We start from the raw sequence: 21,625 nt of genomic DNA, 5'->3' as shown, positions 1-21,625 counted from the left end.
AATGATCGCCGAGGCCGGGCTCGCCGCCTTGTGGCTCGCGGCGGCATTCGCGCTCGTCCAGCTGATGCTGGCGTGGGGCGCGGCGAAGCAGGGAGAAAATCCGAACGTCGGCCTGATGATGACCGCGCTGCGCCGCACCGCTTTGGTGCAAGGGCTGCTGGCGCTCCTGTCGTTCGCGCTGCTGATCGCCCTTTTCGTGCGCAGCGACATGTCGGTGGTGCTGGTCGCGACCAACAGTCATTCGCTCAAGCCGCTGATCTACAAGGTCGCGGGCGCATGGGGGAACCATGAGGGCTCGATGTTGCTCTGGGTCACCGTGCTCGCCACCGCGGGCGCGGGCGTGGCGGCGTTCGAGCGGCGGCTGGCCAGCGCGACGCTGGCGGCGACCCTCGGCGCGCAGGCGGCGATCGGGCTGGGTTTCTATGCCTTTCTCGCCTTCGCCTCGAACCCGTTCGTGCGGCTCGATCCGCCGGCACCGGACGGGCAGGGGCTCAACCCGCTGCTGCAGGACCCGGGTTTGGCCTTCCACCCGCCGACGCTCTATCTCGGCTATGTCGGACTGTCCGTGGCGTTCAGCTTCGCCGTCGGCGCGTTGCTGACGCGCGACGTAGGACCGGCCTTCGCGAAAGCGATGCGGCCATGGGTGCTGGGCGCATGGATCTTCCTGACGATCGGGATCACCGCAGGCTCTTATTGGGCCTATTACGAGCTCGGCTGGGGCGGCTGGTGGTTCTGGGACCCGGTCGAGAACGCGTCGCTGATGCCGTGGCTGGCGGCGACTGCCTTGCTCCATTCGGTGACCGTGCTCGCGACCCGCGACGGGCTGCGCGCCTGGACGCTGATGCTCGCGTTGGTCGCCTTTGCGATGTCGATGCTCGGCACCTTCCTCGTGCGATCGGGGATTCTGGTCAGCGTTCACGCCTTTGCGGTGGATCCGACGCGCGGGACCTTCATCCTCGCGCTGCTCGGCATCTATATCGGCGGGGCGCTGGCGCTGTTCGGAGCGCGGGTTGGTACGATCACGCAGGGATCGACCTTCCAGCTGGTCAGCCGCGAAGGCGCGCTGGTGCTCAACAATCTGCTGCTCTCGGTGATCCTCGGCGTGGTGTTCATCGGCACGCTCTATCCGCTCGCGGCGCAGGCGGCCGGCGTGCAGCTCTCGATCGGTGCGCCCTTCTTCAACAAGGCATTGGTGCCGGTGGCGCTGGCGCTGATGATCGCGACTGCGGCGGGGCCGTTGCTGCGCTGGCGGCGCGATAATATGAACGCGCTGGCGAAGCGCGCGCTGGTGCCGACCGCGGCGGCGGGAGTGGCGTTCGCATTGCTCTTCGCATTGACGGGCGGCGCGCATTTCGTGTCGGTGCTCGGCATCGCCCTGGCGATCGGACTCGGTGTGGCGAGCGTGGCGCCGGTGGCGCGACGTAACCTGCGCCGCACGCCGCTGCATGTCTGGGGAATGGTGATCGCGCATCTCGGCGTCGCGGTGAGCATCGCCGGGATGGCTGCGGACAGCGCGTTCAAGACCGAACGGCTTGCCGCGATCCAGGTGGGGCAGAACGTCACCGTAGGCCCCTTCCGGGTGACCCTGGCCGACGTGCGCCCTACAGTGGGGCCGAACTGGTCGGCGCTCGAGGCCCGGCTGCAGGTGCGGCGCGGCGACGGCGCGATGTTCGAATTGTTCCCCCAGCAGCGCTTCTTCAGCACCCCGCCAACCAACACCAACGAGGCGGCGATCACCACCCTGCTCGACGGGCAGCTCTATACCGTGCTGGGCCAGGGCGACGATAAGGGGCGCTGGCAGCTGCGGCTGTGGTGGAAGCCATTCGTGACGTTGATCTGGCTGGGCGGTGGACTGATCGCGCTGGGCGGGCTGATCGCACTGATCGGGCGGGTGCGGCGCGAGCGGCGGGTCGCGGAAGCGGAATCGTGGGCATGAGGCGGGTGCTGATCTGGGCGCCCCTGGTGCTGTTCGCGGCCGTATTCGGGCTCGTCGCCAGCGGTCTGATCAAGCCGGGCGATCGGACGATCCATTCGGCGATGGTGGGCAAGCCGCTGCCCGTGCTGGCGCTGCCGGCACTGCTGCCCGGCAAGCCGGGGATCGCCTCCGCCGAATTGAAGGGCAAGCCGCGGCTGCTCAATGTCTTTGCGAGCTGGTGCATCCCGTGCATCGCCGAAGCGCCGCAGCTGATGAAGCTCAAACAAGCCGGCGTGGAGATCGACGCGATCGCGATCCGCGACACCCCCGCGGCAGTGCAGGCATTTCTGGCGCGCAACGGCGACCCCTATGCGCGGATCGGCGATGACAAAGCGAGCCGGGCGCAGCTGGCGCTGGGTTCGTCGGGCGTGCCCGAGACGTTCGTGATCGATGCCGCGGGGCGGATCGCGTATCAGCATATCGGCGATGTGCGCGAAGACGACGTGCCGCTGTTGCTGGCCGAGCTGGAGAAGGCGAAGTGATCCGCCGTGCTTGTCACCCCGGCGAAGGCCGGGGTCTCGTGCGACGTGCGGTGCGCTTGCGGCCTGAGGTCCCGGCTTTCGCCGGGATGACGATCGGGCTGCTGCTGGCGCTGGCGCCCGCTCATGCCGATTCGAACCTGCCCCCCGCCGATCTTGCCTATACCCAGCTTGCCGATCCGGCGCAGGAGGCGAAGGCCAAGGCGCTGATGGACACGCTCAGGTGCCTCGTCTGCCAGGGCCAGTCGATTGCCGACAGCGATGCCGATATGGCCGGCGACATGCGCGCGCTGGTGCGCCAGCAGATCGCCGCAGGGGAATCTCCGGGCGAAGTGCGCAAATGGCTGGTCCAGCGTTATGGCGACTATGTCACTTATGATCCGCCGTTGAGCTGGGTCACTGCGCCGCTGTGGCTGGCGCCGCTGGTGCTGCTCGGGCTCGGCATCGTCATTGCGCGGCGGAATTTCGCGAGGCGAAAGCCGTGACCGGCTGGTTGATCCTCCTGGTGATGGCCATCGGCACGGGCCTGTTGCTGTGGCTGACGGGCTTCCCGCGCAAGCTGTGGACGGTGGCTGCGACCGCACTGATGCTCGGCGCCGCCGGTTATGCCTGGCAGGGCAGCCCGGCTCTGGCGGGAAAGCCAGTGATCGCGAAGGCCCAGAAAGGCGAGATCGATCCCGAGGTCGTGGCGATCCGCGACGCGATGTTCGGCCGGTTCAACTTCACCTGGGGCTCGTTCATGCGGGCCGATGCGATGACTCGCGCGGGGGCGCCTGATACCGCGGTGCGCGCAATGATCCTGACGATCCGGCAGGCGCCGGGCGACGCGGGCGCATGGGCGTGGCTGGGCATCAAGCTTGCCGAGAATGACGGCAACCAGATCTCGCCGGCGGCGAAATTCGCGTTTGAGCGGGCGATCCAGCTGGCGCCGCAGCATCCCGGGCCGCCCTTTTTCTATGGGCTGGCCTTGATCCGCGAGGGCAAGTTCGCCGAGGCGCGGCCCTATTGGGCGAAGGCAGTAGAGCTGGCCCCGGCCAAAGCGAGCTATCGCGATCAATTGCTGGTGCGGTTGTTTTTGCTGGATCGGTTCCTCGCGGCGAAGGCGGCGGAGGAGAAGGGGCGGTGAGTTGGTTTAAGCGCCCGCCGGAGATCACGCCGCTACCGGGTGAGCACGCCGAGGCGAAAAATCACCCCGGCGGTCACGTCTATCGTATCAAAGGGGAATATGGCCCGGACGACGCCGTGCCCCCAGAGGCGATAGCGGGAGCTTGGAAGGTCGACACAGACGGTCATATCGAAGGGGATTTTATCCCAAACCCAAACTTTCGCCCGTGACGAGTTTGCAAACTATATAATCGCTGAAAGAAAGGCCGAGCGCCGGCCCGACCTTCTCTTACCCACCCTTGGCCCCTCCCCAAGAGGGAGGGATTTTTAGCCCGTCCATGCCTCATAGGGCAGGTCGAGATCGTCGGCGACGGCCTTGAACGCGATCTTGCCCTTGTAGACGTTGAGGCCGTTGGCGAGGTGCCGGTCGGCCTTCATCGCGCCTTCGGCGCCGTGATTGGCGAGTTTCAGCACGAACGGCAGGGTCGCGTTGTTGAGCGCGAAGGCCGAGGTGCGCGCGACAGCGCCGGGCATGTTGGCGACGCAATAATGGATCACGCCGTCGACTTCGTAGACGGGGTCGTCGTGGGTAGTCGCCTTCGAAGTCTCGAAACAGCCGCCCTGATCGATCGCAATATCGACCAGCACCGAACCACGCATCATCGTCTTGAGCATGTCGCGGGTGACCAGCTTGGGCGCCGCGGCACCGGGAACGAGCACCGCGCCGATCACCACCTGCGAGCGGGCGACCGCCTCGGCGATAGCGGCCTTGCTGGCGTATGCCGTTTTGATCTGGCTTCCAAAATGCATGTCGAGCTCGGCAAGGCGCTCATTGTTGATGTCGTAGATCGTCACGTCGGCGCGCTGGCCGACGGCCATCTGCGCGGCGTTGATGCCCGAGACGCCGCCGCCGAGGATCGCGATCTTGCATGGCGCGACACCGGGGACGCCGCCGAGCAATTCGCCGCGGCCGCCTTGTTCCTTCTCCAGATAATGCGAAGCCACCTGGATCGACATGCGCCCCGCGACTTCGGACATGGGCTTGAGCAGGGGAAGCGCGCCGGAGTTCGAAGTCACCGTCTCATAGGCGATGCAGGTCGCGCCCGACGCCATCAGACCTTCGGCCTGCGGCTTGTCGGCGGCGAGGTGGAGATAGGTGAACAAGGTATGGCGCGGCTCGAGCAGCGCGATTTCCTGCTTCTGGGGCTCCTTGACCTTCACGATCATGTCGCTCCCGGCGAACACCGCGGCCGCATCGGGGGCGATCCTCGCGCCGACCTTGGTGTAGGCCTCGTCGGCGAAGTCGATGCCCATTCCGGCCTGCGTTTCGACCAGCACTTCGTGACCGGCAGCGACCAGCTCGGCTACCGATGCGGGAGTCAGTCCGACGCGATACTCGTGGTTCTTGATTTCCTTTGGCACACCAATGCGCATGGCATCTCTCCAGTGAGTCGGAATGTGGCGCGATAGTATCGCAAGTTACGGCTGCGAATCTCTGCAAATTTCAGCACGAAAAGTTGGCTTACGCGCATGAATATGCGGTATAGCTGGCGATGATTGGAGATTTATGCGCCATGGACCGGATCGACACCAAGATTCTCAAGTTACTCGCGGCGGACGCGCGGGCGCCGGTGAGCCAGATCGCCGCCGATGCGGGGCTGTCGCAATCGGCGTGCACGCGGCGGATCCAGGCGCTCGAAGCCTCGGGTCATATCACCGGCTATGGTGCCAGACTGGGACACAGGCGTCTCGGCTTCCGGATCACCGCGCTGGTGGACATCACCCTGGGTACCCAGATCGAGGAGGATCTGGCGCGGTTCGAGCGGGCGGTGGCGGAGATCCATGGGGTCGTTGAATGCGCGCTGGTTTCGGGCGGGCAGGACTATCGGCTCAAGATTCTCGCGCAGGATCTCGATGATTATGAACGACTTCACCGCGAGCATCTGGGGCGGCTGCCCGGGGTAGTGACGATCAACTCGAGCTTCGTGCTGCGTACGGTACCCACGCGCAGCGAGGCCGATGCGTTGTTCGCCAGCGGCTGACGGGGAACCGCGACGCCTCTTGCGCGTCTCCGCTGCCATAACCATCTGTGCGGGTCCGGCCGTTGCCAGCCAATGCTGCACGTGCTAACGGCCCGCCACTTTTCAAGACGAGAACGCAGGTCGCATGACCAGGTCCGTTGCCTCCCTACCGCGATCGCCGCGACAGTGAACATCTCCGCAAGCGGGCAGGCCGAGAGCCTCCCGCCTTCAGACGATCCGCACGGGGCGCACGGCCATGCCGCGGACGCCACGTGGAAGCTTGCCCTCGGTGCGATCGGCATCGTGTTCGGGGACATCGGCACCAGCCCGCTCTACGCGTTTCGCGAGACCTTTGCCGGGCACCACAAGCTCGACCTCGACACCGTCCACATCATGGGCGTGATCAGCCTGATGTTCTGGTCGATGATGATCGTCGTGACGCTCAAATACGTCACCGTGATCATGCGCGCCGACAATAAGGGCGAGGGCGGCAGCCTCGCGCTGCTCGCCCTGATTTCGCGCAGTGCCAACCAGAAGCGTTGGACGCAGGGGATCGTGCTGCTCGGCGTGTTCGCCACTGCGCTTTTCTATGGCGATTCGATGATCACGCCGGCGGTTTCGGTGCTCTCCGCGGTCGAGGGCATTGCGATCGCGGCGCCGGGGTTCGCCAGCCTCGTGGTCCCGATCGCCGTGGTGATCCTCGTGATGCTGTTCTCGATCCAGCGGACCGGAACGGCGCGCGTCGGGGCGTTCTTCGGGCCGATCATGATGCTCTATTTCTTCGTCATCGCGACCTTGGGGGTGCTGAGCTTCGTGCGGACCCCGGAGATCCTGTGGGCGCTCTCGCCGACTTATGCCGTGGCGTTCTTCGCGATCGACCCGCTCGCCGCGTTCCTTGCGCTGGGTTCGGTGGTGCTCGCAGTGACGGGGGCCGAGGCGCTCTATGCCGATATGGGCCATTTCGGGCGCAAGCCGATCCGCGTCTCGTGGCTGTGGTTCGTGCTGCCGGCGCTGATCCTCAATTATATGGGGCAGGGCGCGCTGCTGATGCGTGAGGGCGCAAGCGCGCTGACCAGTCCCTTCTACATGCTCGCACCGGCCGGGCTGCAATTGCCATTGGTGATCCTCGCGACGATGGCGGCGATCATCGCCTCGCAGGCAGTGATCTCAGGCGCCTTCTCGGTGACTCAGCAGGCGATCCAGCTCGGCTTCGTGCCGCGGCTCAAGATCGAGCATACCAGCGCGTCGACCGCGGGGCAGATCTACATCCCGACGATCAACTGGGCGTTGATGATCATGGTCATCCTGCTGGTGTTGTCGTTCAAGACCTCGTCGAACCTGACCGCGGCCTATGGCATCGCAGTCACCGGCGCGATGCTGATCGACAATTGTCTGCTCGCCGTGGTGCTGTTCGGGCTGTGGAACTGGAAGAAGCGCTATGCGCTGCCGCTGCTCGCGCTGTTCTTTACCGTGGACCTCGCTTATTTCGCCGCGAACATGACCAAGGTGCCCGATGGCGGCTGGTTCCCGCTACTGGTCGGCTTCGTCGTCTTCACCTTGCTCACCACCTGGGCGAAGGGGCGCAAGCTGATGATCGAGCGGCTGCGCGAGAGTGCAATGCCGATCAAGATCTTCATCGAATCGGCGGCGATCGCCGCGGCGCGAGTGCCGGGCACTGCGGTGTTCATGACCTCGACGCCCGACGGCGTGCCGCACGCGCTGCTCCACAATCTCAAGCACAACAAGGTGCTCCACGAGCGCGTGATCCTGCTCACCGTCAAGATCGCCGACGTGCCCTATGTGCCCGACGAAAAGCGCATGAAGATCGACGATCTCGGCAAGGGCTTCCACCGCATGATCCTGTTCTACGGCTTCATGCAGGAGGCCGATGTGCCCGCCGCGCTGAAGCAGGTCAGCGCCTGCGGCGCCGAGTTCAGGATGATGGACACCAGCTTCTTCCTCGCGCGGCAGACGTTGCTGCCTTCGTCCAAGCCGGGGATGATGGTGTGGCGCGAGAAGCTCTTCGCGTGGATGCTGCGCAACGCCGAAAGCGCGATGGAGTTCTTCCGCTTGCCGACCAACCGCGTGGTCGAGCTGGGGAGCCAGGTCGAGATTTGACCGGCGCCGCGCCGATCATCGTGACGGCGCTGTTCGGGCGGCAGGACCAGGCGTGGTTCGACGTGCTGCGGCGCGAACATTATCCGCCCGAGCGCAACATGCTTCCCGCGCATCTGACGCTGTTCCATCATTTGCCGCCCGGCGTCGCCGAGGAGCTGAAACAGCGTCTGTCGAGCGAAACCCGCGGCGTGCGGGCGCCGCGGGCCAAGGTGACGGGGCTGGTGTCGCTGGGCGGCGGAGTCGCCTATCGGATCGAGGCGCCCGAGCTCAGTGCAATTCGCGCCGGCCTGTGCGAAGCCTTTTCGGGCATGCTGATGCCGCAGGACGCCGGGCGCTGGTGGCCGCATGTGACGGTGCAGAACAAGGTGACGCCGTCGCTCGCCATGGTGGTTCTGGGCGCATTGTCGCGCGATTTCCGGCCGCGTGAGGTCGAGATCGCGGGGCTGGCGAGCTGGTGGTATCGCGGTGGCCCGTGGGAGCCGCATTCGCGGCACATGTTCGCTTGACCGCCGCGCAGGCCCGACTTATGTCGCGCCCTCGCTTCACGGCGAGGCCCGGTAGGGCGGAGTAGCTCAGTTGGTTAGAGCACGGGAATCATAATCCTGGGGTCGGGGGTTCAAGTCCCTCCTCCGCTACCATTCACAGTCCGATGACGGCGCGGCCAGATGGGGAAGGGCGCAGCCCTCCCCCTGATGCGGACCTGCGACTAGGCTGCGATCGGTCCGAAGCTTTTCCACGTGCCCGGCGAACCCGAGGCGACGCAGATCCAGCCGGCATTCCCGCCTGCCACCGGAACGCTGTTCTCGATCACATCGCCCTGCAGCCACGCTCCTGTCGCCGGCGCGGCAGAGCCGATGGCGCGGAAAGCGCCGCCGAGAAAATGGCCGTTCGGGAAGTCGGCTGCGAACTTGCGCGGGTTGGCGAGCGAGGCGCCGGTCGGAAAACGCAGCACCGTGAAGGGAGTGCCGCCGCCCTGATACTGGAAGTCCCACCATTTGGAGGTCGTGTTGTACTGGATCTGCCAGTCGGCCTGATTTGCCGCACCGATCGTGTCGTTGCTCGATCCCCAGCCGATCGCGCCATAATTGGGCTGCAGCGACCCGACGATGCCGACGACGCTGGGACTGGCGCGCCGATTCAGGTGCCGATACGGCGCGGCAACCGACAGGCCGGCAGTCATCACGAAAGCACGGCTCGCCGCGGCATTCGAGGCGCTTTGTCCGGCCAGATCCCCGATGACCGTGGTGCCGTTGCCAAAATCGGCGTTGTCGCCCGTCGTATCCATTTCGATATAATCGCCGATGACCGTGTTCGGCGCAGTATCGCTCGTCCTGAACGCGCCGAGCGTGTTGCCCGCCTGGTGGCAGGCGACGTAGGTGTTTCCGATCAGGCTTTCGTCGAGGATGCCCCACCCGCCGTTCACGGTGCAGTCGACTCGCGTGGCGACGCCGGCGTTGGCGTCGTTGCTCTTGACGTGCAGGCCATGGCCGCCGTTCTCGATCAGGTTCACATTTGTCAGCATCCAGAGATTGGCGTTGCCCTTGACCGGATTGCTCGATGAGACGGATGCTTCGATCCGCAAGCCGCGGCCGGAGAATCCGCGAATAGTGACATTCTCTAGCGTGGATGTCGCGCGCATCCACACGCCGTCGACGTTGCTGCCACCTCCGTTCGAACGGATATACAAATCGCGAAGCGCCGACCCCGCGCCATTTGGATAGGTACCGTCAGGCGCTGTCCCGGAGCCGTCGGTGTTGGAGGCGTTGATGATGCATGCGGAAACGCCGGCGTCGATCAGGAGAACCGATCCCTGGGCATTGGTGGTGAAGCTTCCGATCGTCCGATTGGAAACGCCTGCGCTGTTGCCTTCACCCTGCCAGATGATCGCGCAATGCTGATTGATCGCGCTGGAAAGGCGATAAAAGCCCTTGGGAATTACGATCGTGCCGCCGTCCGGCATAAGCGCGTCATGCGCCGCCATGAAAGCGGCATGGTCGTTGGTGACGCCGTCGCCGACCGCACCGAACCATTGGACGTTGAGGGGCAGTGGGTCGATGCGGAGCCAGCGGCCACCGCCCGTCGCAGAGAAAATCGTTCCATCGTTCACGGTTGCAGTGGAGGCCGATGCCCAGCGAAACAGGCCGCCGCGCTTGAGATCGCTGACGTTTGCGGCCTGTCCGTCCGCGAGCCCGGAGGTGGCGAAAGACGTCATGTCGGGGATGGTGGAAAAACTCAACGAATCTACCATTTTGGACTGTCCTATATCGTTTCAATCGCCCGATTCTTGTCGGGAACAAATATAGAACGAACGAAATCCTACATTGCAAGCGGAGGCGCTAGATCGGGCCGCCGAAGGCCGCTGTTCACAGCATTGTTCGCCTGCCATGCGCGTGCATGTTGATGCGGGAACCTTGTCGACCTAGATGCAGCCTTCAGCCTTCGGAAGACACCATGACTGCCACGCACTCGACTCGCATGCTCATCCTCGGTTCGGGCCCTGCCGGGCTCTCCGCCGCCATCTATGGCGCGCGCGCCGGGCTCGCGCCGATCGTGGTGCAGGGTATCCAGCCCGGCGGCCAGCTGATGACCACCACCGATGTCGAGAATTATCCCGGCTTCCGCGAAGTGATCCAGGGCCCGTGGCTGATGCAGGAGATGCAGGCGCAGGCTGAGCACGTCGGCGCCCAGATGCTGTGGGACACGATCGTCGAAGTCGACGTCAGCCAGCGGCCGTTCCGCATGGTGGGCGACAGCGGCACCGTCTATGTCGGCGACACCCTGGTGATCGCCACCGGTGCGCAGGCGCGCTGGCTGGGGCTCGATTCGGAGGAATTGCTGAAGGGTAAGGGCGTCAGTGCCTGCGCGACCTGCGACGGATTCTTCTTCCGTGGCAAGAAGGTGGCGGTGATCGGCGGCGGCAACACCGCGGTCGAGGAAGCGCTCTACCTCACCAACCACAGCCATGACGTGACTCTGATCCACCGCCGCGACAGCCTGCGCGCCGAGAAGATCCTTCAGCAGCGGCTGTTCGCCAACGACAAGATCACCACGCTGTGGAACAAGAAAGTCGAACGCTTCATCGACGGCGGCGGCGTTGCCGGGCTGGTCGGCATCGAGCTTAAGGACATGGTGACCGGCGAGCTTTCGACGCTCGAAGTCGATGGCGGCTTCGTTGCGATAGGGCACCATCCGGCGACCGAATTGTTCCGCGGGCACATCGCGCTCGACCAGGACAATTATATCACCGTCGATAAGGGCACGACGCGGACCAGTGTCCCCGGCGTATTCGCGTGCGGCGACGTGATGGACAAACATTACCGCCAGGCGATCACCGCGGCGGGGACAGGCTGCATGGCCGCGCTCGACGCCGAGCGCTTCCTGGCCGAGGCGGATTTCGAGCAGGTCGCCGAAGCGGCGGAATAAGCCTTTGGAGGTCAGAGAGCGGCGAGCACCTGCTCGTACAGCCATTGCTTGTCCGCCGCCGAGGCGAAGCTGTGACTCGCGCTGTCCAGTTCTGTGATCATGACCCTGGCGCGTGCGGTTTCGAACGCGGCGCCACGCCAAGCGTCGTGGAAGGCGATTGCGGTGTTGTCGCCCTTCGCTAGCAGGACGGTTATCGGGATGTCGCCGTGCCCCAGAGCAGATCCCAGTCGGGCCGGCAGGCCGTCCGCTTGCTGAGATTGCTTGCGAGAGGCCTTTGCCAATCCACTGATCAATTTCGAAATGTTCACGCCACCACGTAGCAGGCGGAGCCATTCGCGCGGGTCGCGGAGCCGTTCGGCATAGCGCGCGCGGATCGCGGCGGCGGGAGGCAGATCGTCGGTCGGCTCGATCACCCAAGGGTTGGCGAGAATCAGTGCGTCGATCCCCGCACGGGCGTGGAAGAAAGCGAGCGCGGTTGCGGCGTCGCAATTGCCCAACGCCACGATCCGGGTAACGCCGCTTTCGGCGCGAAAGGAACTGGCGGCAACGGCGATATCGTCGGCGCTGCTTTCGAAGCCGCCATTGTCGCCGGTCGAATCGCCGATGCCGCGGCGATCGAAACGGAACACCGGGTGGCCGGCCTCGGCGATGCGCTGGGCGAGCAGCGCCATGCCGCGATGCGTGCCGATGCGTATCTCGTTGCCGCCAGAGACGATCAGCAGGCCGGTGGGGCCGGGTGCCTCGTCGAGCGTACCTAGCAGGGTCTCGCCGGCGCAGAGAAAGGCGATCAGCTTTCGCATGAACGCACCCAAGCGGCGATGTCATCGGCGAGGAGGGCGGCGAGCGCAGGATCGTTGTCGGGCTCGCTGCGGCGCCAAAGAGGGGCGCCGGGCACGTGGCGATCGGCGGGGCGGGCGTCGCTCTCGAGCCGGATCGTGCGGCTCTGCGCGGCGCCGGCAGTGGGGAGTTCGCCGAGCAGCACCGGCGATATGAGGTTGCCGCCATATTCATCGCCGCCGCCGGCCCGGCGCAGGCGTTCGAGTTCGCGGAGCAGTTCGGCGCCGGTGCTCGGCGCGAAATGCCAGCGTCCACCGAGCATGGCGGCAGAGTCGAGCAACGCGCCGCTGCGGATGCCGAGGGCATAAGCAGGGCGGCCCGCGTGGCGTGTCGCAGCGGCGAAAGCGTCGCGCAGGTGTGCAAGACGCACCGCATCGGTGGGAACGAGGCTCTCGCCCTGTCCGGGTAGATCCGGCAGCGCGCCGGCGACTCCGCGTTCCGCCAACGCGCGCAGCATCGTCACGGCGAATGCGTGGGTGCGGTTGGCTTCCTCGAACAGCGGTAGCGCCACGACGACGACCGGGCCGGTATCGGGGCCGAAGCGAAGCATCGCTTCGCGGCCGCCGGCCCAGTCGTAATAGTCGATCAAGCCAGCGCCTTGTCGGCGGCGAAGCGGGTGAGGGCGCCGAAGCTCTCGAGCATCTCGCCGTCGACTTCGTCATCCTCGATCAGGATGCCGAGGCGATCCTCGATCTCGGTGAGCACGCCCGCTACCGCCAGCGAATCGAGTTCGGGCAGCGCGCCGAACAGCGGCGTGTCCTCGTGGAACGCGGCGGCGCGTTCCTCGCTCAATCCCAGCACGTCGCGGAGTACTCCGCGCACGGCGTTTTCAACGTCTGCGAACCCTTCGCGCTGCAATGCCGATCCCCTGCCAGCGATTTTTCGCCTCCGTAAGGGTTGGCGGGTGCGCTGCCAAGGCTAAGGTCGGCGCGATGACAGATCTCGATCCCGTTCCGAAACCGATCGACACACTGCCGTTGCGGGGCGCGGCCGATGCCGTGGCACTGGAGGACCGGGCGGGTACGCTCAGTTTCGCCGGGCTGGAGGCGGGCGTCGGCGGGATCGCACATTGGCTTTCGAGACAGGGTCTGGGTGGAGGCGAGCGCGTGGCGACGTGGCTGCCCAAGACGCGGACGGCGTGCCTGATGCCGCTGGCGGTGCCACGCGCGGGTTTCGTCCACGTGCCGATCAATCCGGTGCTCAAGCGCGCGCAGGTGGCGCATATCCTCGCCGACAGCGGCGCGCGGGTGCTGGTGACGCAAGGTGCGCGGATCGCCGCACTGGAGCCGGGTGACGTGCCTGTGGGGTGTAGGATCATCACCGAGGACGAGTTTGGCGCGGGTGATATGCTGCCGCCCTCGGCTGCCGATCCAGATACGCTGGCGGCGATTCTCTATACCTCGGGTTCGACCGGGCGGCCCAAGGGCGTGATGCTCAGCCACGCCAATTTATGGCTCGGAGCCATCAGCGTGGCGCACTATCTTCATATTAGTTCTGAAGATCGGGTGCTCGGGGTGCTGCCGTTTAGCTTCGATTATGGGCAGAACCAGCTTTTCTCGACCTGGGCCGCGGGCGGGCGCGTGATTCCGCTCGACTATCTCACCGCGCGCGACGTGGTGAAGGCAGTCGAGCGTCATGGTGTCACCAGCCTTGCCGGGGTGCCTCCGCTTTGGGTGCAGTTACTTGAGGCCGACTGGCCGGCAGAGACCGCGGCGCGGCTGCGGCGGCTGACCAATTCTGGCGGGGCGTTGACGCCGCGGCTGGTGCGCGGGCTGCGCGAACGCTTTCCCGAGACCGAACTCTATCCGATGTACGGGCTGACCGAGGCGTTCCGCTCGACCTTCCTCTCGCCGGCATTGGTCGATGCGCATCCCGAGTCGATCGGGCGGGCGATCCCCTTTGCCGAGATATTGGTGGTGCGTTCCGACGGCAGCCGTGCGGCGCCAGGCGAGGCGGGCGAGCTGGTCCATGCGGGCCCCTTGGTGGCGCAGGGCTATTGGCAAGATGCCGCGCGTAGCGCGCAGCGCTTCCGTCCGGCGCCCGAATTCGCCACAAGCGAGGGCATGGCGGTGTGGTCGGGGGACAAGGTGGTCGAGGATGCGGACGGATTGCTCCGCTTCGTCGGACGCGACGATGAGATGATCAAGAGCGCCGGCAACCGGATCAGCCCGACCGAGATCGAGGACGTGGTGTTGAGCGGCGGCGAAGTGGCCGAGGCGGCGGCGTTCGGGGTGGCGGACGAGCGGCTGGGGCAGGCGATCGTGGTGGTCGCGCGCGGCGATGGTTCGCGCGAGCAGGACCTGCGCGACCGGTTGCGGCGCGAATTGCCGAGCTTCATGCAGCCGATGCGGTATGACTGGCGGGCGGAATTGCCGCGGAACGCCAACGGGAAGCTGGATCGGGCGGCGTTGAAGGCGGAACTTCTCGATGGGGTGCTGAAGCTATGAACCCCAAAGCCTTCGGCCCGATTCCGCCCGAATTCAGAACCCTCGACACGCTGCCGTGGCTGGCGGAGGCGACGCCGGCTTATGTCTACGACTTCGGCATCGTCGCCACCCGGATCGCGCGGTTGCGCGCCGCGCTGCCGCGCCAGGTGGCGGTGCATTATGCGATCAAGGCCAATCCCTTGCCCGCGCTTCTCAAGGCGATCGCGCCGCTGGTCGACGGGCTCGACGTCGCTTCCGCCGGCGAGATGGACAAGGCGCTCGACGTCATGGCGGCAGGCGCGATAAGCTTTGCCGGGCCGGGCAAGCGCGATGCCGAGATCGAGCTGGCGATCCGTGCCGGCGTGACGCTCAACGTCGAGTCGGAGAGCGAGGGACAGCGCGCGCTGGCGATCGCCGGGATGCTGGGGATGCGCCCGAAGCTCGCGGTGCGGGTGAACCCCGATTTCGAGCTGCGCGGGTCGGGAATGAAGATGGGCGGCCGCGCCTCGCCCTTCGGAGTCGAGGCACAGCACGTCGCCGGGCTGGTCAAGCGGCTGATCATCGGCGGCGCCGAGTGGCGCGGGCTGCATATCTTCGCCGGATCGCAGTCGCTCGACACGCAGGCAGTGATCGAGACGCAGGCGGCGACGGTGGCACTGGCTGCACGGATCGCCGAGGAGGCACGGCGCGCGCCGCCGCTCGTCAATCTGGGCGGCGGGTTCGGCATCCCCTATTTCCCGGGCGACGTGGCACTCGATGTCGAGGCGATCGGCGCGGCGCTGGCGGGCGAGCTCGGCAAGCTCGACACCAAATATGCCATCGAATTGGGGCGCTGGCTGGTCGGCGAGGCGGGCGTGTATCTCGCGCGGGTGATCGACCGCAAGGTGAGCCAGGGGGAGACTTTCCTGATTCTGGATGGCGGGCTCAATCATCATCTCGCCGCGACTGGCAATTTCGGCACGGTGGTCCGTCGCAACTATCCGGTCGCGGTCGCGCACCGGATGCAGGACCCGGCCGAAGAGGTGGTGACGATCGTCGGACCCTTGTGCACCCCGCTCGACCGGCTGGCCGACCGGGTGTCGCTTCCCAGGGCCAATGTGGGTGACGTCATCGCGATCTTCGCCTCGGGGGCGTATGGCGCCAGTGCCAGCCCTTCCGGATTCCTCGGCCATCCGCCGGCGCGCGAGCTGCTGATCGGCCGTTCCGACCACGCCTAACGCTATCTTTACCTCTGAAGACCATAGCTGACCCCGATCCAGGCGGGGGAGCGGCCGAGACGTTGGCCGCGCTCGACTCCGCTGGGGAGGGAGCTCGAATATGGTTTTCAAGTCGTTTGGCAGGGTTTTGGCAGGGGCTGGCGTCATCGCCACCTTGCTGTCGGGGTGCTCCGGGGGGAGCCGGCCCGAACTGCCGCCCGCCGGCAGCGTCGCGACGCGCGAAGCGCCGAGCGATGAATATGTCATCGGCCCGATGGACCAGCTCAACGTCTTCGTGTGGCGCAATCCCGAGCTGTCGGCCAAGGTGCAGGTGCGCCCCGACGGCCGGATCACCACGCCGCTGATCAGCGACATGCCGGCGGTGGGCAAGACCCCCGCGATGCTCGCTGACGATCTGAAATATGCGCTCGGTGAATATATCAAGGACCCGATCGTCTCGGTGATCGTCGAGAATTTTTCGGGCACCTACAGCCAGCAGATCCGTGTCGTCGGCGCGACCGAGAAGCCGGCGTCGATCCCGTACCGCGCCAATATGACCGCGCTCGACGCGATGATCGCCGTGGGCGGCCTGAGCGAATTCGCCTCGGGCAACCGCGCGCGGCTGGTCCGCTACGACAAGGCGACCGGCAAGCAGCGCGAGTATAAGGTCCGCCTCGGCGATTTGCTCAAGAACGGCGACATCTCGGCGAACGTCCGCCTCGAACCGGGTGATGTGCTGATCATCCCCGAGAGCATGTTCTGAGGACGGCGGGCATGGGAAGTCTCTTCGACGAAGCACGCGCGGCGCTGCACGCGATCTGGATGCGGCGCTGGATCGCGCTGGCGGTAGCCTGGGGGCTGTGCCTCGCGGGCTGGCTGGTTGTGTCGCAGATGCCGAACAGCTATGAATCGCGGGCGCGGATCTTCGTGCAATTGCGCCAGATCCTGCCGACCGACGGCGCCGCCTCGGCCGCGCAGCAGCAGCGCGACATCGACCGGGTGCGCCAGACGCTGACCTCGGCGGTCAATCTCGAGAAGGTGGTGCGCGGCACCGACATGGCGAAGTCCGTGTCGACCGACCGCGATGTCGCCGACCGGATCGCCGGACTGCAAAAGGCGATCAAGCTCACCGCGCAGCAGGACAATCTGTTCGAGATCACCGTGACCGCGGCGAGCGGCAAGATGGCGCAGCAGATCACGCAGAAATTGATCGATATCTTCGTCGAGGAGAATCTCGCCGACGGGCGTGACGCCAGCGGGCAATCTTTGCGCTTCCTCGACCAACAGCTCGAGGTGCGCCAGAAGGCGCTGCAGGAAGCCGAGGCGAAGAAGGCCGACTTCCAGGCGCGCTATCTCGGCTCGCTGCCGGGCACCGGATCGCTCAACGATCGCATCGGTGCGGCGCGGACCCAGCTGGCACAGGTCCAGTCGGACCTCGCGGCGGCGCAGAGCGGGCTGAGCGCCGTCAACGGCCAGATGGCGGGAACCCCGACCAACGTGGCCGGGCAGGGCGGTGCGGTCACCGGACCCGCACGCGCGCGGCTCGCGGCTATCCAGGGCCAGCTTGCCGAAGGGCGCAGCCGCGGCTGGACCGACAGCCATCCCGACATGATCGCGCTGCGCAGCCAGCTCGCCGCGGCGCAGTCCGCCGCGCGTGCCGAGCCGGTGGCGAGTAGTGCGGCGGGGGCCAGCAATCCGCTTTACCTGAGCCTCCAGTCGATGCGGGCCGACAAGGCCTCGACCGTCGCGGCGCTGACCCAGCGCAAGGACCAGATCGAGGACGACCTTGCCCAGTTCGAGGGCAAGATGGCGCAGGCCCCCGGCCTCGCCGCCGAGCAGGGCCAGATCGACCGCGAATATCAGGTCCTCAAGGATCAATATGACAAATTGCTCTCGGACCGCGAGCAGGTGCGCATTCGCAGCCAGGCGCAGACCGAGACCGACGCCGTCAAATTCAACGTCGTCGACCCGCCGACGCTGCCACGCGCGCCGACCAAGCCCAACCGGCCGCTGCTGCTGATCGCAGTGCTGATCGCGGGACTCGGCGCGGGCGTTGCCGCGGCGTTCGGCCTCGACAAATTGACCACGACCTTCCCGACCGCGGCGAGGCTGGAGAAGGCCAGCGGCATGCCGGTGATCGGATCGATCGCCGAAGTGCTGAGCGCGGCGCAGATCGAGATGCGGCGGCGCAAGCTGCGGCTGTTCGCGGGGGCCGCGGCAGGGCTGGCAATGGCGTTCGTCGGGCTGCTCGGGCTCGAATTCGTCCAGCGCGGAATGGGTGCCTGACATGAACGACGAAACCCCCCGCCGCTATCGCGGCTCGCTGCTCGAACGGGCAGCCGAGCAATATGGCTATATGCGGCCGGCCGCGCCGGCGCCCGAGCGCCTCATCGTGCCGGAAGAAGCGCCGCTGACGCTGACGGTCCGCGCGCCTGCCGCGCCCGCGCCAGAGCCCGAAACGGTAGCCGAAGTCGTGCCTGCGCCGCAGCCGGTTTCCCATGCCGAGCCCAAGCCGCACGTTGCGCCGCGTACCGCCCGGCGTCAGGCACCGATCGACCGGATCGCGCTGCGCGAGGGCGGTATGCTCGTGCCCGGCGCGCAGATCACCGCGATGGCGGAGGAATTCCGCATGGTGAAGCGCCAGTTGCTGCTCACCGCGCGGGCAGTGGCGGCGAAGGACAGCGCCAAGGCGGCCGATCACGCGCGGATGATCCTCGTCTGCTCGGCCCAGCCCGACGAAGGCAAGACCTTTTGCGCGATCAATCTCGCGCTCTCGATGGCGGCCGAGAAGGACATGGAGATCCTGCTCGTCGATGCCGATTTCGCCAAGCCCGATATCCTCGCGCGGCTGGGCCTGCCCGAGGGGCCGGGCCTGCTCGACGCGCTTGCCGGTGCAGTGAGCGATGTCGAGGAATGCATCATCGATACCGATGTGCCGCAGCTTTCGGTGCTTCCCGCGGGGACCCGCACCAACGGCGATACCGAGCTCCTGGCGAGCGACCGTGCCCGCAAGATCCTCGACGGGCTGGCCAAGGCCAATCCGCGCCGCATCGTGATCATGGATTCGCCGCCCGCGCTCGCGGCCTCGCCGGCGGCGGTGCTGGCGATGCATGCGGGGCAAGTGATGCTCGTCGTCCGCGCCGACCGCACCAGCGAGAGCGATCTGCGCGAGGCAGTGGCCGTCCTCGACGGCTGCGAACACATCCAGCTGCTGCTCAATTCGGTTTCTTTCCAACCCGGCGGCCGCCGGTTCGGAAATTATTATGGGGAGGCGGGCGAATGACCCGGCTTGTTCTCACTGCCGCAGTCGCGCTCGTCTGCGCCACCGCGCCGGCGCATGCCCAGCGCACGCGCGTGACGCCATATATCGAAGCGAGCCAGGTGCTCGTATCGGATCTCAACAACGGCGGCGATCTGCTGACCTATTCGACGGTCGGCGTGGGCGTCGACGCGCAGGTGACCGGCCGCCGCGTCGAGGTACAGGTCAGCTATCAGTACCAGCACCGCTTTTCCTACGACAAGGATCTGGCGGACGATTCGATGCACAGCGGCCTCGTTCAGGCGCGTGCCAAGATCACACCCGAACTGACGATGGAAGCCGGCGCCATCGCGGCGCGCAGCCGCGCCGACATTCGCGGCGATGCACTGGCAACGTCGCAGGGCAATGTCGGCAACAGCAGCCAGGTCTTCGCCGGCTATGTTGGGCCTAGCCTCGCGACTCATATCGGGCCGGCCTTCGCCAACGCCGCCTATCGTTTCGGCTACACCAAGGTCGAGGCGCCCAATGGCGGCACCGGGGTTCCCGCGGGCGCCTCGCCGCTCGACCGTTACGACGATTCGAAGGTCCATGTCGCGACCGCCAGTGTCGGCGTGAAATCGGGCAAGGGCCTGCCGGTCGGCGTCACCGTCAGCGGTTCGTATACCCGTGAAGATGCCGGGCAGCTCGACCAGCGCTTCGAGGGCAAGTTCGCCCGTGGCGACGTGGTGCTTCCGGTCGGCCGCGGTGTCGCGCTGACGGCCGGAATCGGCTATGAAAAGATCGAAGTCAGCCAGCGCGACGCGCTGATGAACGGCGGCCGCCCGGTGATCGATCGCAATGGCCGCTTCGTCACCGATCCGTCCTCACCGCGCCGGATCGCCTACAATTTCGACGGCACCTTCTGGGATGCCGGCGTGATCTGGCGTCCGAGCCGCCGCACCTTCCTCGAGGCGCGTGCCGGCCGTCGCTATGGCTCGATGACCTATACCGGCTCGGCGAGCTATCAGATCGGCCCCGGCAGCGGCGTGCAGATCGGCGTCTACGACAGCGTCGAAACCTTTGGGCAGGAATTGAACGGTCAGCTGACCAAGCTGCCGACGGCATTCCTCACCACGACCGATCCGTTCGGCAACCAGTTCGGCGGCTGCATCTACGGCACCACCGGCGCTGCGGCCGGCGGCTGCCTCAACCAGGTGTTCGCATCGACCGTCACTTCGGCCTATCGCGCCCGCGGCGTGACCGGCGTGGCGGTGCTCAACCGCGGGGGCACGCGGATCGGCGTGGGCGGCGGCTATGCGCGGCGGACCTTCCTGACGCCGCAGAGCGTCGGCGGCGTGAGCATCGACGGCACATCGGACGAGAGCGTCTATGCGCAGCTGTTCGCGTCGAGCGATGTCGGCCGCAACGGATCGATCAGCACCAGCGTGTTCGGCAGCTATTACGACAGCGACCTAGCCGATGCCCAAGGCATTCTCGGCTACGGCGCGAACACGGCTTACACGCATATGTTCGGACCGCTCAGCGCGACGGCGTCGCTCGGGCTGTTCGGTTTCGACAGGGAAGGCGATTCCAATGCTACCGCCCAGGCGCAGGCACTGGTCGGCCTTCGCTACGGATTCTGAGGGACGCAAGCAGATGCATGACGATCACTATGGACTGAGCGGCCGGCCGTTCCAGCTTACGCCGGACCCGCGCTTCTGGTTCGACACGGCGACTCACCGCAAGGCGATGGCCTATCTCGGCTATGGGCTGAGCCAGGGCGAGGGCTTTGTGGTGATCACTGGCGATCCCGGCGTGGGCAAGACCACTTTGATGGGGCATTTGCTCGGCGAGATCGACGAGCAGCGCCTGAACGTCATCAAGATCGTCTCGACCCAGCTGCGCCCGGAGGATCTGCTCCAGACGGTGTGCGCTGGGCTCGAGATCGACGCGAACGGCGCAAGCAAGTCCGCGATGCTCGCCGCGATCGAGCACGGGTTGCATGCGGTGGCGCGCGACGGCCGCCGTACCTTGCTGATCATCGACGAGGCGCAGGCACTGCCGGCGGAGAGCCTGGAGGAGCTGCGCATGCTCTCCAATTTCCAGGCGGGCGGCTATCCGCTGCTCCAGATCTTCCTGCTCGGCCAGCCCGAATTCCGGCTGACGCTGCAGGACGGCAAGCTCGAACAGTTGCGCCAGCGCGTGATCGCGATGCACCATCTCGCCCCGATGGATGCCAATGAAGTCGAGCCCTATCTGCTCCACCGCCTGTCGCTGGTCGGCTGGCGCGGCAAGCCGCGCTTCACCAACGATGCGCTGGCGGCGATGCATCGCTGGTCGGGGGGTATCCCGCGCCGGGTCAACCAACTCGCCGGCCGGGTGCTGCTGTTCGGCGCGATCGAGCATCTCGACACATTCGGTGCGCCCGAGGTTGCCGCAGTGATCGACGATCTCGACAAGGACTCGGGGCCGATCGCCAAGCGCAGCCCCACGTTGGTCGAGCCGCTCGAGCTGCGCGATATCGCGCCGATGGCGATGGGTACGCCGACTCCGTCAGCACCGGCCGAGCCACGGCCGCTTCGCGCCGAGCCGCTCGTCGAGAGCCCGGCTCCGACCCCTACACTCGTCGAACCCGCCGCGCCGGTTGCGGAAGCGCCGATCGATCGGCGTATCGCCGACCTCGAGAAGCAGCTGCAGGAGCAGGATGCGGCGTTGCGCCGGGTGCTGACTCTGCTCGTCGACTGGGTCGAGAGCGGCGACGGTGAACGGCGGCCGGACCTGTCGAGCCTGCGCGGGCACGCGGCCTGA

21 protein-coding genes and 1 tRNA gene are annotated in these 21,625 nt (G+C 66.4%); 17 read left to right on the top strand and 5 right to left on the bottom strand.

The window, feature by feature from the left end; all coding sequences use genetic code 11:
- Position 1: 1 nt before the first annotated feature.
- The 5 genes from CVN68_RS07470 (at position 2) to CVN68_RS07450 (ending at position 3,789) form a co-directional block, all read left to right on the top strand.
- A complete protein-coding gene (locus CVN68_RS07470; RefSeq protein ID WP_100281635.1) occupies positions 2-1,936 on the top strand; it encodes a heme lyase CcmF/NrfE family subunit in 1,935 nt (644 codons plus the stop codon).
- A complete protein-coding gene (locus tag CVN68_RS07465) occupies positions 1,933-2,457 on the top strand; it encodes a redoxin family protein (protein ID WP_100281634.1) in 525 nt (174 codons plus the stop codon). The genes CVN68_RS07470 and CVN68_RS07465 overlap by 4 nt, the downstream gene beginning before the upstream one ends.
- A gap of 86 nt (positions 2,458-2,543) precedes the next feature.
- Positions 2,544-2,939, top strand: a complete 396-nt coding sequence (locus CVN68_RS07460) for a cytochrome c-type biogenesis protein (protein ID WP_100281633.1) — start codon at positions 2,544-2,546, stop codon at positions 2,937-2,939.
- Entirely contained in the window at positions 2,936-3,580 is a 645-nt protein-coding gene (locus tag CVN68_RS07455; RefSeq protein ID WP_233503622.1) for a tetratricopeptide repeat protein, read from the top strand. The genes CVN68_RS07460 and CVN68_RS07455 overlap by 4 nt, the downstream gene beginning before the upstream one ends.
- Positions 3,577-3,789 carry a hypothetical protein gene (locus tag CVN68_RS07450; RefSeq protein ID WP_199560232.1) on the top strand — a complete coding sequence of 71 codons (213 nt, stop codon included), beginning with the start codon at positions 3,577-3,579 and terminating at the stop codon, positions 3,787-3,789. Before CVN68_RS07455 ends, CVN68_RS07450 begins: the two co-directional genes overlap by 4 nt.
- A 96-nt stretch (positions 3,790-3,885) precedes the next feature.
- On the opposite strand, the gene ald is transcribed toward CVN68_RS07450, so the two are convergent.
- Positions 3,886-4,992, bottom strand: coding sequence for an alanine dehydrogenase (ald, locus tag CVN68_RS07445; protein WP_100281632.1), 1,107 nt, complete (start codon positions 4,990-4,992; stop codon positions 3,886-3,888).
- A gap of 140 nt (positions 4,993-5,132) precedes the next feature.
- Here ald and CVN68_RS07440 point away from each other — a divergent pair, with 140 nt between their 5' ends.
- The 4 genes from CVN68_RS07440 (at position 5,133) to CVN68_RS07425 (ending at position 8,335) form a co-directional block, all read left to right on the top strand.
- Positions 5,133-5,600 carry an Lrp/AsnC family transcriptional regulator gene (locus CVN68_RS07440; RefSeq protein WP_100281631.1) on the top strand — a complete coding sequence of 156 codons (468 nt, stop codon included), beginning with the start codon at positions 5,133-5,135 and terminating at the stop codon, positions 5,598-5,600.
- 165 nt (positions 5,601-5,765) lie between these two features.
- Entirely contained in the window at positions 5,766-7,697 is a 1,932-nt protein-coding gene (locus CVN68_RS07435) for a potassium transporter Kup (protein ID WP_407695537.1), read from the top strand.
- Positions 7,694-8,203, top strand: coding sequence for a 2'-5' RNA ligase family protein (locus CVN68_RS07430; protein ID WP_100281629.1), 510 nt, complete (start codon positions 7,694-7,696; stop codon positions 8,201-8,203). The genes CVN68_RS07435 and CVN68_RS07430 overlap by 4 nt, the downstream gene beginning before the upstream one ends.
- A 55-nt stretch (positions 8,204-8,258) precedes the next feature.
- A tRNA-Met gene (locus CVN68_RS07425) sits at positions 8,259-8,335 on the top strand.
- Positions 8,336-8,403: 68 nt separating this feature from the next.
- On the opposite strand, the gene CVN68_RS07420 is transcribed toward CVN68_RS07425, so the two are convergent.
- Positions 8,404-9,933: a glycoside hydrolase family 55 protein gene (locus CVN68_RS07420; RefSeq protein ID WP_233503621.1), complete on the bottom strand. Its 1,530-nt coding sequence runs from the start codon at positions 9,931-9,933 to the stop codon at positions 8,404-8,406.
- A 215-nt stretch (positions 9,934-10,148) separates the two neighbouring features.
- On the opposite strand from CVN68_RS07420, the gene trxB reads away from it, so the two are divergent.
- Positions 10,149-11,120, top strand: a complete 972-nt coding sequence (gene trxB, locus CVN68_RS07415; RefSeq protein WP_100281627.1) for a thioredoxin-disulfide reductase — start codon at positions 10,149-10,151, stop codon at positions 11,118-11,120.
- An 11-nt stretch (positions 11,121-11,131) separates the two neighbouring features.
- On the opposite strand, the gene CVN68_RS07410 is transcribed toward trxB, so the two are convergent.
- The 3 genes from CVN68_RS07410 to CVN68_RS07400 are packed head-to-tail and all read right to left on the bottom strand — an operon-like array spanning position 11,132 to position 12,779.
- On the bottom strand, positions 11,132-11,920 hold the full coding sequence (locus CVN68_RS07410; protein WP_100281626.1) for a hydrolase 1, exosortase A system-associated: 789 nt from the start codon (positions 11,918-11,920) through the stop codon (positions 11,132-11,134).
- Positions 11,908-12,546 carry an alpha/beta fold hydrolase gene (locus tag CVN68_RS07405; RefSeq protein WP_100281625.1) on the bottom strand — a complete coding sequence of 213 codons (639 nt, stop codon included), beginning with the start codon at positions 12,544-12,546 and terminating at the stop codon, positions 11,908-11,910. Before CVN68_RS07405 ends, CVN68_RS07410 begins: the two co-directional genes overlap by 13 nt.
- On the bottom strand, positions 12,543-12,779 hold the full coding sequence (locus CVN68_RS07400; protein WP_407695536.1) for a phosphopantetheine-binding protein: 237 nt from the start codon (positions 12,777-12,779) through the stop codon (positions 12,543-12,545). Before CVN68_RS07400 ends, CVN68_RS07405 begins: the two co-directional genes overlap by 4 nt.
- A gap of 110 nt (positions 12,780-12,889) precedes the next feature.
- On the opposite strand from CVN68_RS07400, the gene CVN68_RS07395 reads away from it, so the two are divergent.
- From CVN68_RS07395 to CVN68_RS07365, 7 genes are all read left to right on the top strand, one after another.
- Positions 12,890-14,404, top strand: coding sequence for an AMP-binding protein (locus tag CVN68_RS07395; RefSeq protein ID WP_100281623.1), 1,515 nt, complete (start codon positions 12,890-12,892; stop codon positions 14,402-14,404).
- On the top strand, positions 14,401-15,600 hold the full coding sequence (locus CVN68_RS07390) for a pyridoxal-dependent decarboxylase, exosortase A system-associated (protein WP_100281622.1): 1,200 nt from the start codon (positions 14,401-14,403) through the stop codon (positions 15,598-15,600). The genes CVN68_RS07395 and CVN68_RS07390 overlap by 4 nt, the downstream gene beginning before the upstream one ends.
- Positions 15,601-15,700: 100 nt before the next feature.
- A complete protein-coding gene (locus CVN68_RS07385; protein WP_100281621.1) occupies positions 15,701-16,342 on the top strand; it encodes an XrtA/PEP-CTERM system exopolysaccharide export protein in 642 nt (213 codons plus the stop codon).
- A gap of 11 nt (positions 16,343-16,353) precedes the next feature.
- A complete protein-coding gene (locus tag CVN68_RS07380) occupies positions 16,354-17,865 on the top strand; it encodes an XrtA system polysaccharide chain length determinant (RefSeq protein WP_100281620.1) in 1,512 nt (503 codons plus the stop codon).
- A 1-nt stretch (position 17,866) separates the two neighbouring features.
- Complete coding sequence (locus CVN68_RS07375; RefSeq protein ID WP_100281619.1) at positions 17,867-18,862, top strand: AAA family ATPase; 996 nt, start codon at positions 17,867-17,869, stop codon at positions 18,860-18,862.
- Positions 18,859-20,460: a hypothetical protein gene (locus CVN68_RS07370; protein ID WP_100281618.1), complete on the top strand. Its 1,602-nt coding sequence runs from the start codon at positions 18,859-18,861 to the stop codon at positions 20,458-20,460. Before CVN68_RS07375 ends, CVN68_RS07370 begins: the two co-directional genes overlap by 4 nt.
- Before the next feature lie 13 nt (positions 20,461-20,473).
- Positions 20,474-21,625: an AAA family ATPase gene (locus CVN68_RS07365; RefSeq protein ID WP_100281617.1), complete on the top strand. Its 1,152-nt coding sequence runs from the start codon at positions 20,474-20,476 to the stop codon at positions 21,623-21,625.

This window comes from Sphingomonas psychrotolerans, assembly GCF_002796605.1.
GTDB classification, from domain to species: Bacteria; Pseudomonadota; Alphaproteobacteria; order Sphingomonadales; family Sphingomonadaceae; genus Sphingomonas; species Sphingomonas psychrotolerans.
This window is presented reverse-complemented; position numbering and strand designations above follow the sequence as displayed.

What these genes read in the sequence shown, in the direction of transcription:
- CVN68_RS07375 (WP_100281619.1), top strand. Translation starts at nt 17,867, where the DNA reads ATGAACGACGAAACCCCCCGCCGCTATCGCGGCTCGCTGCTCGAACGG.
- CVN68_RS07465 (WP_100281634.1), top strand. Translation starts at nt 1,933, where the DNA reads ATGAGGCGGGTGCTGATCTGGGCGCCCCTGGTGCTGTTCGCGGCCGTA.
- CVN68_RS07460 (WP_100281633.1), top strand. Translation starts at nt 2,544, where the DNA reads ATGACGATCGGGCTGCTGCTGGCGCTGGCGCCCGCTCATGCCGATTCG.
- CVN68_RS07365 (WP_100281617.1), top strand. Translation starts at nt 20,474, where the DNA reads ATGCATGACGATCACTATGGACTGAGCGGCCGGCCGTTCCAGCTTACG.
- CVN68_RS07410 (WP_100281626.1), bottom strand. Translation starts at nt 11,920, where the DNA reads ATGCGAAAGCTGATCGCCTTTCTCTGCGCCGGCGAGACCCTGCTAGGT.
- trxB (WP_100281627.1), top strand. Translation starts at nt 10,149, where the DNA reads ATGACTGCCACGCACTCGACTCGCATGCTCATCCTCGGTTCGGGCCCT.
- CVN68_RS07395 (WP_100281623.1), top strand. Translation starts at nt 12,890, where the DNA reads ATGACAGATCTCGATCCCGTTCCGAAACCGATCGACACACTGCCGTTG.
- CVN68_RS07390 (WP_100281622.1), top strand. Translation starts at nt 14,401, where the DNA reads ATGAACCCCAAAGCCTTCGGCCCGATTCCGCCCGAATTCAGAACCCTC.
- CVN68_RS07370 (WP_100281618.1), top strand. Translation starts at nt 18,859, where the DNA reads ATGACCCGGCTTGTTCTCACTGCCGCAGTCGCGCTCGTCTGCGCCACC.
- CVN68_RS07380 (WP_100281620.1), top strand. Translation starts at nt 16,354, where the DNA reads ATGGGAAGTCTCTTCGACGAAGCACGCGCGGCGCTGCACGCGATCTGG.
- CVN68_RS07385 (WP_100281621.1), top strand. Translation starts at nt 15,701, where the DNA reads ATGGTTTTCAAGTCGTTTGGCAGGGTTTTGGCAGGGGCTGGCGTCATC.
- ald (WP_100281632.1), bottom strand. Translation starts at nt 4,992, where the DNA reads ATGCGCATTGGTGTGCCAAAGGAAATCAAGAACCACGAGTATCGCGTC.
- CVN68_RS07470 (WP_100281635.1), top strand. Translation starts at nt 2, where the DNA reads ATGATCGCCGAGGCCGGGCTCGCCGCCTTGTGGCTCGCGGCGGCATTC.
- CVN68_RS07440 (WP_100281631.1), top strand. Translation starts at nt 5,133, where the DNA reads ATGGACCGGATCGACACCAAGATTCTCAAGTTACTCGCGGCGGACGCG.